Source organism: Caldiplasma sukawensis (assembly GCF_052315375.1).
In the GTDB taxonomy this organism is placed as follows: Archaea; Thermoplasmatota; Thermoplasmata; order Thermoplasmatales; family Thermoplasmataceae; genus Cuniculiplasma.
The window spans coordinates 151,697-165,152 of sequence record NZ_JBLSDG010000002.1; the positions used below are offsets into that span (position 1 = coordinate 151,697).

At 37.3% G+C, this 13,456-nt stretch carries 12 protein-coding genes and 1 tRNA gene; 2 read left to right on the top strand and 11 right to left on the bottom strand.

From position 1 onward, the window contains the following. The 5 genes from ACNF4Z_RS02085 to ACNF4Z_RS02105 all read right to left on the bottom strand — a co-directional run bounded on the left by ACNF4Z_RS02085 (position 1) and on the right by ACNF4Z_RS02105 (position 5,189). On the bottom strand, positions 1-642 hold the full coding sequence (locus tag ACNF4Z_RS02085; RefSeq protein WP_458327582.1) for a potassium-transporting ATPase subunit C: 642 nt from the start codon (positions 640-642) through the stop codon (positions 1-3). Beyond that, entirely contained in the window at positions 636-2,627 is a 1,992-nt protein-coding gene (kdpB, locus tag ACNF4Z_RS02090; RefSeq protein WP_458327583.1) for a potassium-transporting ATPase subunit KdpB, read from the bottom strand. Before kdpB ends, ACNF4Z_RS02085 begins: the two co-directional genes overlap by 7 nt. Beyond that, on the bottom strand, positions 2,624-4,390 hold the full coding sequence (locus ACNF4Z_RS02095; RefSeq protein ID WP_458327584.1) for a potassium-transporting ATPase subunit KdpA: 1,767 nt from the start codon (positions 4,388-4,390) through the stop codon (positions 2,624-2,626). Before ACNF4Z_RS02095 ends, kdpB begins: the two co-directional genes overlap by 4 nt. 241 nt (positions 4,391-4,631) lie before the next feature. Continuing rightward, positions 4,632-4,703 (bottom strand) — tRNA-Arg (locus ACNF4Z_RS02100). Between the two features lie 3 nt (positions 4,704-4,706). Further along, a complete protein-coding gene (locus tag ACNF4Z_RS02105; RefSeq protein ID WP_458327585.1) occupies positions 4,707-5,189 on the bottom strand; it encodes an adenosine-specific kinase in 483 nt (160 codons plus the stop codon). Positions 5,190-5,305: 116 nt separating this feature from the next. Here ACNF4Z_RS02105 and ACNF4Z_RS02110 point away from each other — a divergent pair, with 116 nt between their 5' ends. Next, positions 5,306-6,856, top strand: coding sequence for a tRNA uridine(34) 5-carboxymethylaminomethyl modification radical SAM/GNAT enzyme Elp3 (locus tag ACNF4Z_RS02110; protein WP_458327586.1), 1,551 nt, complete (start codon positions 5,306-5,308; stop codon positions 6,854-6,856). A gap of 32 nt (positions 6,857-6,888) precedes the next feature. Continuing rightward, the gene (locus ACNF4Z_RS02115; protein ID WP_458327587.1) at positions 6,889-7,875 is read left to right on the top strand and encodes a nucleotidyltransferase family protein; all 987 of its coding nucleotides are present in this window, start codon (positions 6,889-6,891) and stop codon (positions 7,873-7,875) included. Here ACNF4Z_RS02115 and rimI read toward each other — a convergent pair. The 6 genes from rimI to ACNF4Z_RS02145 form a co-directional block, all read right to left on the bottom strand. Further along, the gene (rimI, locus tag ACNF4Z_RS02120) at positions 7,840-8,370 is read right to left on the bottom strand and encodes a ribosomal protein S18-alanine N-acetyltransferase (protein WP_458327588.1); all 531 of its coding nucleotides are present in this window, start codon (positions 8,368-8,370) and stop codon (positions 7,840-7,842) included. The two genes, ACNF4Z_RS02115 and rimI, sit on opposite strands and share 36 nt — an antisense overlap. Further along, the gene (locus tag ACNF4Z_RS02125) at positions 8,367-8,936 is read right to left on the bottom strand and encodes an MBL fold metallo-hydrolase (protein ID WP_458327589.1); all 570 of its coding nucleotides are present in this window, start codon (positions 8,934-8,936) and stop codon (positions 8,367-8,369) included. Before ACNF4Z_RS02125 ends, rimI begins: the two co-directional genes overlap by 4 nt. A 73-nt stretch (positions 8,937-9,009) precedes the next feature. Beyond that, on the bottom strand, positions 9,010-10,860 hold the full coding sequence (locus tag ACNF4Z_RS02130) for an ATP-dependent DNA helicase (RefSeq protein ID WP_458327590.1): 1,851 nt from the start codon (positions 10,858-10,860) through the stop codon (positions 9,010-9,012). Between the two features lie 4 nt (positions 10,861-10,864). Beyond that, the gene (locus tag ACNF4Z_RS02135) at positions 10,865-11,560 is read right to left on the bottom strand and encodes a tetratricopeptide repeat protein (protein WP_458327591.1); all 696 of its coding nucleotides are present in this window, start codon (positions 11,558-11,560) and stop codon (positions 10,865-10,867) included. A 66-nt stretch (positions 11,561-11,626) separates the two neighbouring features. Next, entirely contained in the window at positions 11,627-12,094 is a 468-nt protein-coding gene (locus ACNF4Z_RS02140) for an AAA-associated domain-containing protein (RefSeq protein ID WP_458327592.1), read from the bottom strand. A 44-nt stretch (positions 12,095-12,138) separates the two neighbouring features. Continuing rightward, the gene (locus ACNF4Z_RS02145) at positions 12,139-13,341 is read right to left on the bottom strand and encodes a methionine adenosyltransferase (RefSeq protein WP_458327593.1); all 1,203 of its coding nucleotides are present in this window, start codon (positions 13,339-13,341) and stop codon (positions 12,139-12,141) included. Between the last annotated feature and the right edge of the window lie 115 nt (positions 13,342-13,456).

Genomic DNA, 13,456 nt, shown 5'->3' on the forward strand with positions numbered 1-13,456 from the left:
TCAGAATATTGAATTATAGGTTATGATTTTATTCTGGATCATAAAATATATTATCTGAACATTTAATCTGACAACATTGACATAATATGCACCAAAAAATGGAAAATCCTGTTTTTTCGTTTCATTTATTTCTGTTCTAAGAAATTCCACTATCTTTTTCATTGAAATATTCACTGAACTGTTTTCAGCAAGTTTTTGCAGTGACAATGCAATTCTTGAAACCTGAATACAGGCACCCTCAACTGGAATGTCTGGATCCAGACCTGATCCTGAATCCATTATAAGTTCCCCAGGAATGTTTGATATATTGACGTTTCTGTTTTCATTTTCGAATTTTTTCAGATTTTCAATTGTGAGGTTCAGTGATTGGTTTGTGTTGGGGGAGCATTCTGGACTTCCTGACTCTGTGGAGTTGAAATTAATTGCTGATGGCCTTCCCTGGAAGAAGAAAGATCGGTTAAATGCCTGCTCCAGTAGATAACTTCCATATATTGTTCCGTTTATGTTTATCTGGGAACCGTTTGCAGGCCCATATATGTTTTCGCTAATTGCAGCTTCAGCTGTTGGAATTACTACGCCAAACAACAGTAGCGATATTATGGCCAGGCTTAGTGCACTTCTCATTATCTTTTTCATCACCATCTTATCCCCACCCCAAAAAGAATTGCATATATGGCGCCGATGGCAATGAAAGGTAGAATAACCCCTCCAAATCCATAAAAGACAATATTTCTTTTAAGAAGATCATCTATGGATGACGGTTTGAATCTCACCCCTCTTATTGCCAATGGAATCAGTGCAGGTATTATGAAAGTGTTGAAAATAAGTGCAGATGTTATTGCCAAAAGTGGATCAGTAAGGCCTAGAATGTTAATGTATGAGAGGGATGGGAATGTATAAAATATTGCAGGAATAATAACAAAATATTTGGATACGTCATTTGCAATGCTGAAGGTTGTAAGAGCTCCTCTTGTAATTAATATCTGTTTTCCTAGAAAAATAACATCCAGAAGCTTCGTGGGGTCACTGTCAAGATCAACCATGTTCGCAGCATCCTTTGCTGCCTGTGTTCCACTGTTCATAGCAAGGCCCACGTCAGCCCTTGCAAGTGCGGGAGCGTCATTTGTCCCGTCTCCCACCATTGCAACCATTCTTTGCTTATTTTTCTCCTCCTCTACCTTTCTGAATTTGTCCTCAGGTTTGCTGTTTGCCACATATTCGTCAATTCCAGCCTCTCTTGATATATAGGCGGCATTCAGCTCATTATCACCCGTACACATTATTGTCTTAATATTCATCTTCTTCAATGATTCTATTCTCTCCCTTATCCAGGGTTTCATTATGTCGTTGTATTCAACAGCGCAAATTGGTCCTTCCTCAGTAGCAACAATAATTGATGTGCCACCCCTGCTTGAAATTTCGGCAGAAATTGCGTTCAGGTATTCATCAGAACGATTCAGTATTTTCCATACTGATGATGCGGCCCCCTTTATTATGAATTTATCTCCATTTTTTATTCCGCTGTATTTCTCTTCAGATGAAAAAGGAATGAAAGTGTAGCCTTCAGGTATCTCCTCTTCTTTAGCTCCATTTTTTAAAGCAAAATTCGCAAGTGATATGCCTTCCCTTGTCTCATCCTGTTTCGATGAAAGATAGCAATATCTCAGGGCCTCTTCCATTTTCACTCCCTGATCCGGGAATATTTTTGATACCTCTCTGTCCCCAATTGTCACTGTACCAGTCTTGTCAAGTATTACGGTATCAATGTCACCTGCATTTTCAACAGCTCTTCCACTCTTTGCTATTATGTTGAACTGTGATACCTTATTTATTGCCGCAACCCCCAGTGATGGAAGTAGAGCGCCAATGGTTGTTGGAATCAGACAGATAAGGAGAACAACAAGGATTATTATGTTAACATTTACTCCCAGAAATCCACTCAACTCGTATATTGACGATGTTATTATAAGAAAAATGAGAGTCAAACCACTAAGTAAAACAAGAAGTGCAACTTCATTGGGCGTTTTTTCCCTCTTTGAGTTTTCAACCATTCCTATCATCTTATCAAGGAAGGTTTCCCCAGGATCTGCAGTTATTCTTATCCTTATCTTATCATCAAGGAACTGTGTTCCCCCTGTTACACTGTCTTCAACATATTTCATAACAGGTTTTGATTCACCGGTTATTGCAGATTCGTTAAAATGCCCCCTTCCCTCGATTATTTCACCGTCAGTTGGTACCAGTTCATCCTTCATGACCTCAACAATCATTCCCTTTCTCAGATCTCGTGAGGCCATCTTTACCTCCTCACCGTTCTCTTTTATGACTCTAGCAGGTATTTCTTTCTTCATTCTCTTTAGTGTTTCTGATATATTTTTGCTCTTACCTTCTGCAAGTGCCTCTGCAAAATTTGAAAAGAATATGGTTAGAAACAAAAGTACTATTACTGAAATGTAAAAATCCACGTATATTGCAGACATGTTCAGATTATAGGCCTGATGAAAAATCAAAACATATACCGATATTATGAGAGACATCTCCGTAATTAGCATTACTGGATTTTGTTTCAACCTCACAGGATTAAACTGTTTCAATGCCTCAATAGTTCCCTTCAAATATTCATTCATCGGAAAACACCCCCAATGAAGAGATCAAATGACCGGCCCCAGGATAGCAAAGGTCCCGTGGCAAGAATTGGAAAGAAAGAGAGGAGACCGAACAGAAGAATGACAAATGCCAGCATCAGGCCAAACCAGAAAGAGCCTACACTGAAATTTCGTCCATATTCCATTTTTGGTTTCCGGAATGATAGGGACTGTGCTATTAAAAGCTGAAAGAACATGATGAGGTATCTGCCAAGCAACATTATTGCAGCATCAATAAGATTGAAAAAAGGTGAGTTGGTTAAAAATCCACCCATCTCAGAGCCATTATTTGCAGCTGCTGATGCATATTCATAAAGCAGTTGTGTAATTTTATCTGAACCTGAATTTACGAATGAACCCATAAGAATTGAAGAAAACAATAGTGTAAAACCAAGGGGAACGATTATTATGAGCGGGTGAGTTATGAGCGAGTATGTACTGTATTTTATCTCCTTGGATGAAATCTTGAATCCCATGAATTCAGGAAGTTTACCAACCATCAAAGAAACAAGAAAAACTGTGAAAATAAGATATGAAAAAATATTAAGTATTCCTGTTCCGACCCCACCAAGAGGATCGTTCAAAAGCAATGGAAAAAGAACACCAAGTATTCCGGCTGGTGTATAATCAATTAATGCAGAATTGACAGCACCAGTTGATGTTATTGTTGATGCAGAATTGAAGATTGAGCTCTGGGAAAGACCTATGGCAGTCTCCTTCCCAATGTAATTGCCGCCGTACATAAAACCAAGATTATAGTATGAAGGGATACCAGTTATTTCTCCAAAGAACGTGAAGAGCGCACTGAATATGAATATTGAGAAAACCACAGTATACAGAAGGTTTCCAAGCTTTTTGTTGCCAATTGCATTTCCAAAGGCAAATATTGAGGCCGTTGGTATCACGGTCATGGACACCACCTCAATAAGATTGGTTATCCAGTTGGGATTCTCAAAAGGGTATGCTGAATTTGCACCATAAAAACCTCCCCCATTAGTTCCAATGAATTTGATGGATTCCATTGATGCTACCGGCCCGATTGGTATGGTAAATGTCATTGTCCCAAAAAATGGATGAAATGTTATACTGCTATAGGTTGTGTCTGGGACTCCAAATATTATTAGAAGAATGGTTGCGAGAACTGATAATGGAAGGATTAGATCAAATATGGATACAAGAAAGTCATGAAAAAAGTTCCCCAATTTTCCATCTTCGCTAACTATTCCCCTGACAAATGCTATTGAGGCTGCAAATCCGGTTCCCGCAGACAGGAACATAAGACCTATAATTACAAATTCAAATAGGAAAAAAGGAAGCCTGCTTGGAGAGGAATAATGCTGAAGATCGGTGTTTGTGAGAAATGAAATCACAGTATTTATTGCGAGGGTGAGGTTCATTGCCTTTTGCCCCGGTACAGGAAAAAAATCCGCCTGTATCAATATGGCGAGAAGGCAAAGAATACCTGCAAAGGCGTTGAAAATAATCAGTGAAAGAAAATAATATTTTATTGAATATTTTTCATTCCTATCAACACCCACAATCTTTTCTATAAAAGATATGACTGGATCAGTATATCTTCTCAATCTGGTATTCTGATCCAGATAAATTTTTGTTATATATGGAGAAAGAATATAACCAACTATTGTGATTATTATTATATATAATAATATAATAATTATACCTGATAAAAGTCTGTCACTTACAAAAAAAGAACTCCAGAAATTTGATTCTGTTGAAAAAGTCATAATTTTTCAGCCCTCACAATACTGTATATGAGGTAAGCACTTGCAAAAGCAACTGCTGCCATCAAAGGTATTAGAAATAAAGTGAGCACAAAAAAAATGATATTGAACTTATAAATAAATATTTCTAGATTGTCAAACCTCTGCCTTTTAAAAATCATATGAATCTTAAATAAAATACTGGCAAAAATCATAATTGAGTTAAGCAAAAAATGGAAATTGATTTTATACAAATGATTAAAGGCAGGCCTGCCGGGATTTGAACCCGGGTCGCAAGCTCCGGAGGCTTGCATGTTATCCACTGCACCACAGGCCTAAATTATCTTTTATATCCAATCTTTCTAAGCAGATCGTATCTTTCACGCTTACCCTTTTCATCTTCTACTGCAAGAGGTGATGCCCCATCTATAACACCAACGATTCCGTTTCCCTGTGATCCTGTATAAACGATCACCGTGAGAGGATTTGCAGTAGCTGCATATATTCTTGTTACCTCCTGGCACATTTTTATCTGATTTAAAATGGATATTGGAAAGGCATCCTTCAACATTATCAGGAATGTGTGGCCTGCCCCAATGTTTTTTATATTTTCAATGGACAAGTTTACAAGCTCAGGATCATTACCCTCGTACCTGATCAGCCTGGGACCTGATGCCTCTGAGAAGGAAATAGAATATCTTGCCCTTGGAATATGTGTCTTTATTATTTCATCTAGATCTTCAACAGTTTTGATAAAATGTGAGTGCCCAAGAATAACATTTGTTTCACTGTCTTTCCTTATTTCAATCTCCTTGATCTCCATAATAGGATATTGAAACACATAATATATAATGATGAGCAGTATTTTCATAATGTTAAAGAAAAATTTATGTTTTAATGATTAAAATTAAGAATTTTAAACAAATCCCCTAGTGACAGATGATTAACTTTATTGAAGAAATAAAAAGAAGGATAGAAACGGGAGAAATCAGGGATAGAGATACTCTTCAGAAGGAGAAATTAAAAATTGCAAAACAATTGAATTTAGATAGAATTCCTTCAAATTCAGAGATACTAAATTCAGGATTAATGGACAACAATCTAAGGAATATTTTGACTTTAAAACCAACAAGGACAATTTCAGGTGTTGCTGTGGTGGCTGCAATGACCTCTCCTGAAATCTGCCCCCACGGAAGGTGTATTTTCTGTCCAGGTGGTGTTGAGAACAATTCACCCCAGGCATACACTGGCTATGAACCGTCTGCCCTAAGGGGAAGAATGAACCGATATGACCCATTTGAGATCACATTTAACAGATTGAAACAGCTTGAGATGATAGGGCATGATACAAGCAAGGTTGATCTGATCATTATGGGGGGAACTTTTACTGCAAGACCTCTTGAATATCAGAGATATTTCGTAAAAGGATGCCTTGATGGTATGAACGGCATGGTTTCCAATAGTCTTGAAGAAGCCATGAAGGTAAACGAAACAGCAAAGAGAAGGTGTATAGGCCTGACTGTAGAGACAAAGCCCGACTGGTTCATGGAAAATAACATAAGAGAAAGCCTCAATTATGGGACAACTAAGGTTGAGCTCGGGGTCCAGATAATAAATGAGGAGGTTCTTAAAAAAAATTTCAGGGGGCATGGAGTGAGAGAGATCGTGGAATCCACAAAACTATCAAAAGATGCTGGCTTAAAGATAGTTTATCACATAATGCCCGGCATGTATGGTGCATCAAGGGATGACGACCTGAAAAGTTTCAGGGATATTGTGAATGACGAAAATTTTAAACCTGATATGTTGAAGATTTATCCCACCCTGGTAGTAAAGGGAACAAAACTTTACAACATGTGGAAAAACGGAGAATACAGGGAAATGAATAATGAAGATGCACTGGATATGATTACAAAATTTATGATGGAGATGCCACCATGGATAAGGGTACAGAGAATACAGAGAGATATACCGGCAAAATTCATTGATGCAGGAGTAAAAAGAAGCGATATAAGAAATCTGGTTGATGAAAATCTAAAAAAACTAGGTGTTAAAACAAAAGAGATAAGATCAAGGGAGATAGGTTTTACCGGAGACTATTCCAAGAAACTTGAAATGAAAAGAATAGATTACAGAGCATCCGGCTCCAGAGAGATTTTTATATCCTTTGAGACAGAGGATGAAGAGATTGCTTCGTATTTAAGGCTAAGGATGATAGACGATAATGGATGGTACGAGTATTCCAGATCCTGTGGAATGATAAGAGAGATAAAGGTACTTGGAGATGTTGTTCCACTGGGTTCACACACTGATAATGGTATTCAACACAAAGGTATTGGAAAAAAAATGCTAAGGGAGGCAGAAAGAATAGTTCTTGATGAATTCGGATACCAGAGAATATCAGTGATAAGCGGTATTGGTGTTAGGGAATATTTCAGAAAACTTGGTTACGAAAATTATGGACCTTACATGTCCAAGATGTTGAGATAGTAAAAAATAAGACTTATTCACTTATAATCATTATGGGTATTGATATTATGGTAATAGGTGCAATTCTGGCTGGAGGGTATGGAAAAAGGCTTAAGCCCATAACTGACCAGGTTCCAAAGGCTCTGGTGGAAATCAAGGACAATTATACAATAATGGATAGACAGATACATGATTTCAGAGTTATGGGCATTCATGATGTTTACATATTGTCAGGATACCTTGGAGAAAAAATCGAAGAGAGATTTGGAGAGAACAAGGATGGCATTAATTTTCACTATCTGAGGGAAGAAAAACCCATGGGCACTCTTTTTTCCCTGAGAAATCTTTTCAGCAATATAGGTGAAGAGGATGCTGTTGTAAGAAACGGAGACACGGTCACGGATATAAATTTCAAGCAATTCAAAAAATATTCTGAAAACTCCCCATATGCTGTTGTGATGATGGTAACTAAAATGAGAAGCCCCTATGGTATAGTTGATCTTCTCGGAGATCAGATTCAATCATTCATGGAAAAACCTGAGCTTGATCATTACATAAATTCAGGCTTATATTACATTAAAAATTCAGCAAAAAGCTTCTTTATGGAGGAATATAATGGCAAGGACCTTGAAACAACTGTTTTTCCTGAACTTGCAGGAAGAAAGATGATAGGAGCATACAGGGAAAACAGTTTCTGGGCAGGTATTGATAGTGAAAAAGATCTGGAACAGGTCAGGAAGAAATATGCAGGAAGAGAGGATAAGGATTTCGGATATGTTAGAAAGGTCTTCCAGAATCAAGATGTATCAATTTCTGAATATTACATCAGTGGTGGAAGCAGATTAAAGCTTGAATATATGAAAAACAGTGTGATTAGATTCATATCCGGTGAGGGAACTATTAAAAATAAAGGAGATGCCACAATATACAGTGCTGGTACGGTCCTTGATATTGAAAGTGAACTGACTTTGAACGCCTCTGTAAATACAAAGATGGAAATCATGTCATATAATCTGTCTGGACATAATATAAGCGTCTGAACCGTCGCTATAATAATTTCTTAGAATGGATGTTACTTCAAAACCGTTTTTCTGATAAAATTTTATACCCCTAACATTATCGGTCCTAACCTCCAGCCTCACCGTAATAATCATTTCACTTCTACAAACATCAATGAATCTGTTAATCAATATTGTTCCTATTCCATGGCTCCTGAATTTTTCATCCACTGCAAACATCAAAATTCTTGCGTCTGTTCTTGTCATTCTTCTTCCTGTCATGAAGGCAACTATCTCACCATTCCATTCCCCTATGAGAAAAGCCTCCGGCCATGATTGGTAAATCTCAATGAAAAGATTGTCTGCATAATGTTCAGAAAGAGATTTTTTTGAGATCTCAGCAACCCTCTCCAGGTCATAAGGATCAAAAAGCCGTATTTTCAGATTTTCACTAACTATTACCTCAAAATCATGTGATTTGCCATTATTTTTTTCATTTTTGTTGGTTTTTTTCCAGAAAAATTTCAGTGAGATCACCCTATTTTAACTGTTTTTCCGTGTCCCGGGTATACTGTATATCCACTATGACCCAATATTTCCCTGAGAGATTTTTGCGCAAGATCATAATCCATACTGAAGGCCTTTGATACAGAGAGTTTTCCTCCTTTCTCCACAGCGCTGTCACCAGAAAATATTACTTTTTCTTCATCAATAACAAAAATTCTGCTGTCTGGGGTATGTCCCGGAGTTTTCTCAGACCTAATCCAGCTCAACTTCATATTGGAAATTGGTTCTAATTTCACGTTCTGAACACCACTGAACCTTGAAGCAATCAATTTTGATATGAATGATTTGCCAGGTTTCATGGGCTCCTTTCCATTAATTACATTTAATTCTCCATCTGGACCATAGATGACTGTATCCTTTAAGTCCAAATTCTTCAAACCACCAACATGATCCGGATGATAATGAGTTAATAGCACATAATCCACACTGATATTGTTATTCTTAACATACTGAGATATCCTTAAGCCAGTCTTTTCCGTTCCCGCATCTATGAGAAGAGTTTCATCACCCCTTTTCACAATATAGCAGTTTGCCATACTTTTAGGCAGAGGTTGAATTTTAAAATCAGACATAACTTATGTTAATGAATCTGATTATTATCAACTTTTCTTAATCTCCAAAAAAACTTTTTATCTCAGAAAAATCTTCACTGCATTTTTTATAATCATCAAAAAATGGTATTGATTCTATTCTTGAATCAAAAATGACAACAACACCCCTGTCCCTTAAACCTCTTATTGCTCTTCCTGCCGCCTGCCTCAACTTTATTATTGCAGGATAAAGAAATGCATACTCCCATCCATTGGAAAATTCGTGATCGTAGTAGGAGAGCAGTGATTTTCTTTTTATGTCAGGTTTTGGGAATGGAATGCCAACGATTCCAACAATTTCCAGCAGAGATCCGGGAAGATCTATGCCTTCAGAAGATCTGCCCCCCATAACTGAAAACATGGTTCCCTCTCCATTTTTAAATCTCTCCATTATATCTCTGAAGTTCATGGGTGACATGTTTCTCTCTTCTAGAAGAATTCCATCTTTACCAATCACCTCAACAACCTTTTCCATGATTGAAAAAGATGGAAAGAAAATTATTTTTCTTCTTTTGCTTGAGTTCAACATCAATCTCAGTTTTTCTCCAATTTTTCTTATCATCTCATCATTCATAGTGTCATATTTTGTGCTAACATCATCGCAGTAGAGTTTCAAAAGATTGGATTTATCGAATGGATTTTCCACCCTGTGATAACTGTAATTGGAAAGGCCGGTTAATTTTATATAAAAGTCAACAGGTTCTATTGTTCCTGAAAGATGCATGCTTTGAGATAGATTAAAATGGGAAAGGGACACTGAAGTATCCATACAATATGTTTCTATGCTTTCATTTTTGGAATCACGAGTCAGTAAACATATATATCTTTCATCGTCCCCCATTTCCATGAATTTTAATTTTTTTGCCAGTGAAAGAATCCTTGATCTTGGGACTTTATTGCTTCCCTCCATCCTTGCCTCGATTGACATACCTATTGATTCCAGAGCATCAACGAAATAGGATATATCATCAGGTGTCTTCTTTCCTGTGATGGCAAGATGCTCAAACAGATCCCTGAACATTATTCTTCCCTCTTTTGTCCCATCCCCTGCATTGAACCAGAAGTCTGATATTGTGTTTCTCATAAGTTCCATAAAATCTGAGACTCTAAAACCAGGAACTATCTCAGGATCACCATAGTTTACCGATTCCCTTTCAGCAAGATCGATCATGTGAGTTGTAATTTCAAAGGAGTTTGATTCCCTTGCAATTTCCGGAAGGTTATGGGCCTCGTCTACTATCATAAGTACACTTTTCCTTGAACCCCTCATCTTGTAAAGTGTTGAAATTGCAAGATTATGATTAATCATATACGCATAGGGCATAACCACTATGTCAGCATCTCTCATGGCATATTTTATTGATTCGTATGGGCAGACACCTTTTGCGGTGAACTCCTGAAATATATCCCCAGGATCATGTATGTTTTGAAGGATATATTGCTCTGTACTGTCTGAAAAAACCTCACCGTTATAGTACCTGCATCCCTCAGGGTTTTTTTCCAGGCTCAACCTTTTTTTGATGGAGCAGAGTTTTGAAAGTGATTCCACATCAAAATCCCTTTCATCAGTCATCTCCATGTAAAGTGGGCATAGATTTGCCCTCCCCTGCATCACCACAGCAGAAAATTCCATTTTCGATCTTAGTTTTCTCAGTTCCATTATTATGTGTTCCTGCTGTGAATTGGTTCTTGTGAGGTAAATAATTTTTTTGCCCTCTTCCTTTGCAAATTTTATTGCAGGTGAGAGCGCCATGTATGTTTTGCCTGTACCTGTCCCTGAAGAGAGTATGACATTTTTTCCCTCCTTTAGGTCTTTATAAATATTTTGAATTGTCCTTACCTGATAATCCCTCTTTTCATATTCTTCCATCTTTTTAAAGCGCCCCTAACTTCTTTTTTCTCTCTTCAAGATCTTCAGGCGAAATGTTGAACTTTGATGCTTCATCAAGAGCTTTTTTTGCTTCCTCCTTCCTTCCCAGTGATGTGAGTATGTCGCATTTCAAAAGATAAAATATTCCATTTTCAGGTATCAGATCTATTGTTTCATCTGCTTCCTTAAGTGCTTCCTCCTCTCTTCCAAGATTTCTTAATATTTCTATTTTCCTGTATCTGTAGATCTGATTGGTATCATTCAGCCTTATGGCCTCATCAAGGTCTTTTATACATTTTTCATTTTCCTTTTTTCTGAAGTATGCATTAGCCCTGTTGTAGAAGAAGTCTGGTATGTCACTTTCAAGTTCTATTGCCTTTGAAAACTCACTGATAGCCTGATCTATGTTCCCGCTGTCCTCATATGCCGCACCAAGATGATTGTGATAATCAGCAGTTCCTGGCATAATTTCTATTGCCTTCAGATAGTCTTTTATTGCTGCATCATACATTCTCAGGGAATAATATGCATATCCTCGGTTAAAGTAAAAATCCGGATCATTTGGGAGTATCTTTATTGCCCTGGTGAATTCCTTTATGGCTGCAGTATAATTTTTTGTGTTGAAATATGAAATGCCCCTTTCATTGTAGTCATCTGCAATTTCATCCCTGTCTCTTGGAAGTTCATCATCATTTTCCATAAAGGGTAAATTCCTGTTATTACATTAATTTAATCTGTGCAAACATAAAAATATTTAATCGAATAATCAGATTGTAACTTCGAACTTTTCACCCTTTTTAATAACCAATCCTGAATAAAAGCCCCACTCTATAAGGGTTATTTCAAGTCCATGTTTCCCGTATGGATTGTTGTATTTCTGAACACCATTATTTATAAGCTCTTCCATGAGCTCATCGATGTCAAATTTCCTTAATTTAATTGCACTAACAAATGGTTCAAGGCCTATAATTGCAGATTTTAGTATCTGTTTTCTTATTTTTGGATTTGATCTGATATAGTTCAGACCATGTTCTGTTATCCAGATATCACCCTGCTCAGTTTTTATAAATCCCATTTCACTTGCCGCATAAATTATGGGCATAAGATCATCTATATCAACTTCCATCTCCTTTTCAATTTTAAAAAGATCTGTATGATTGTTGAATTCATGATTTAAAGTATATAGCAAACCCACCAGATCTGCAACCCTCGCATCAGGGTCAATGGTGTACATAGAGAAGAATGTTTAACTTATAAAAAATTGTTTTGATTTTATAATTAAAATACTTCAATTTTCCCGTTCACAAAGCCATCTGTAAGTTCGAATATATGCTCAAGCTTATCATTTGCTATGGCTTCGATGTTCTTCTGGTGTTTTGACGGGTCTACGTTGTCTCCATATATTACCTGAAGAGATGCCACATGAGGATTGTCGATGCTCCTTCCTATCTGTGAAACTATTCTCACAAATACTTCAACAACATCTCCTCCCTCTTCGGAAACTACCTTTGAGGCTATCATGTTTGAGAGAACATTGTAAAGTTTTCCTACATGTGTAACAGGATTTTTTCCAGCAGCGGCTTCCATGCTCATTGGCTTGTATGGGGTGATAATACCATTAACCCTGTTTCCCCTTCCCACTGATCCATCATCACCGTTTTCCATGGAAAGACCTGTTACTGTGAGATAATGGCTTGTTATCTTATCTCCATCCTTATCTGCTGTGTTTATGAATATCTTAACATTTTTATCTGATACCTTGGCCGCATTGTCCTCAAGAAGATTCTGCATCTCTTCCTTTATTGAGAAATATTCCGAACTGTCCTTAACGTATTTGTCAACATATGCAGCTGCAACTGTAAGATTTATCACATCGTTCTGTCTATATCCCATGACCTTAATATCGTACCCTATGGCAGGAAGCTTCTTTTTCATCTCACCGTTTATGAATGCTTCTGTTGATTTTACAAGCTTCTCTGTATCTGTAAATGGTGCAAAGCCAACTCCAAACGATGTATCATTAGCCCTGAACTTGCTTGTGTCATATACTTCTCTGAGATCAACAGAACCATGCCCAATTCTTGAATCTATCATAACATCAGCATCAAGGTCCAGATGCTTGAAATTATTCTGAAGATAATCCTTTGCAGCCTTTATTGCAACTGATTTGCACGGAATTCTCTCTCCATTAACAGTTGTGGTTGCCCTGCCTGAAAGAAGTATATATACAGGATCAAGTACTGCTCCTCCACCAAACTTTGGTGCAGACTGACCGCCTACAACCTCAACCTGATCAGTGTTGTGATGCAGTATTCTTCCATAGTGTTTGAGGTAGTATTTACTCAGCTCCCTGCTCACTGCCTCGGCAATTCCATCAGAAACACTGTCCGGATGACCAATACCTTTTCTCTCAACCAGCTCTACTGCTCTCTTGAATGTTGGAACCTGTTTTATGGGTTCTACAGATATGTTTCTTTCCATATTATCCTGCCAAGAACATTTGATCTTTATAAAATATTTTGTTAACTTCCACCATAAATTACTGAAATAAACAAAATATTACTGTGGGTTATTGAAAATAATATATGCCATAGAT

Coding starts and splice junctions, on each gene's coding strand:
- ACNF4Z_RS02085 (WP_458327582.1), bottom strand. CDS start 642: ATGGTGATGAAAAAGATAATGAGAAGTGCACTAAGCCTGGCCATAATA.
- kdpB (WP_458327583.1), bottom strand. CDS start 2,627: ATGAATGAATATTTGAAGGGAACTATTGAGGCATTGAAACAGTTTAAT.
- ACNF4Z_RS02095 (WP_458327584.1), bottom strand. CDS start 4,390: ATGACTTTTTCAACAGAATCAAATTTCTGGAGTTCTTTTTTTGTAAGT.
- ACNF4Z_RS02105 (WP_458327585.1), bottom strand. CDS start 5,189: ATGGAGATCAAGGAGATTGAAATAAGGAAAGACAGTGAAACAAATGTT.
- ACNF4Z_RS02110 (WP_458327586.1), top strand. CDS start 5,306: ATGATTAACTTTATTGAAGAAATAAAAAGAAGGATAGAAACGGGAGAA.
- ACNF4Z_RS02115 (WP_458327587.1), top strand. CDS start 6,889: ATGGGTATTGATATTATGGTAATAGGTGCAATTCTGGCTGGAGGGTAT.
- ACNF4Z_RS02125 (WP_458327589.1), bottom strand. CDS start 8,936: ATGGCAAACTGCTATATTGTGAAAAGGGGTGATGAAACTCTTCTCATA.
- ACNF4Z_RS02130 (WP_458327590.1), bottom strand. CDS start 10,860: ATGGAAGAATATGAAAAGAGGGATTATCAGGTAAGGACAATTCAAAAT.
- ACNF4Z_RS02135 (WP_458327591.1), bottom strand. CDS start 11,560: ATGGAAAATGATGATGAACTTCCAAGAGACAGGGATGAAATTGCAGAT.
- ACNF4Z_RS02140 (WP_458327592.1), bottom strand. CDS start 12,094: ATGTACACCATTGACCCTGATGCGAGGGTTGCAGATCTGGTGGGTTTG.
- ACNF4Z_RS02145 (WP_458327593.1), bottom strand. CDS start 13,341: ATGGAAAGAAACATATCTGTAGAACCCATAAAACAGGTTCCAACATTC.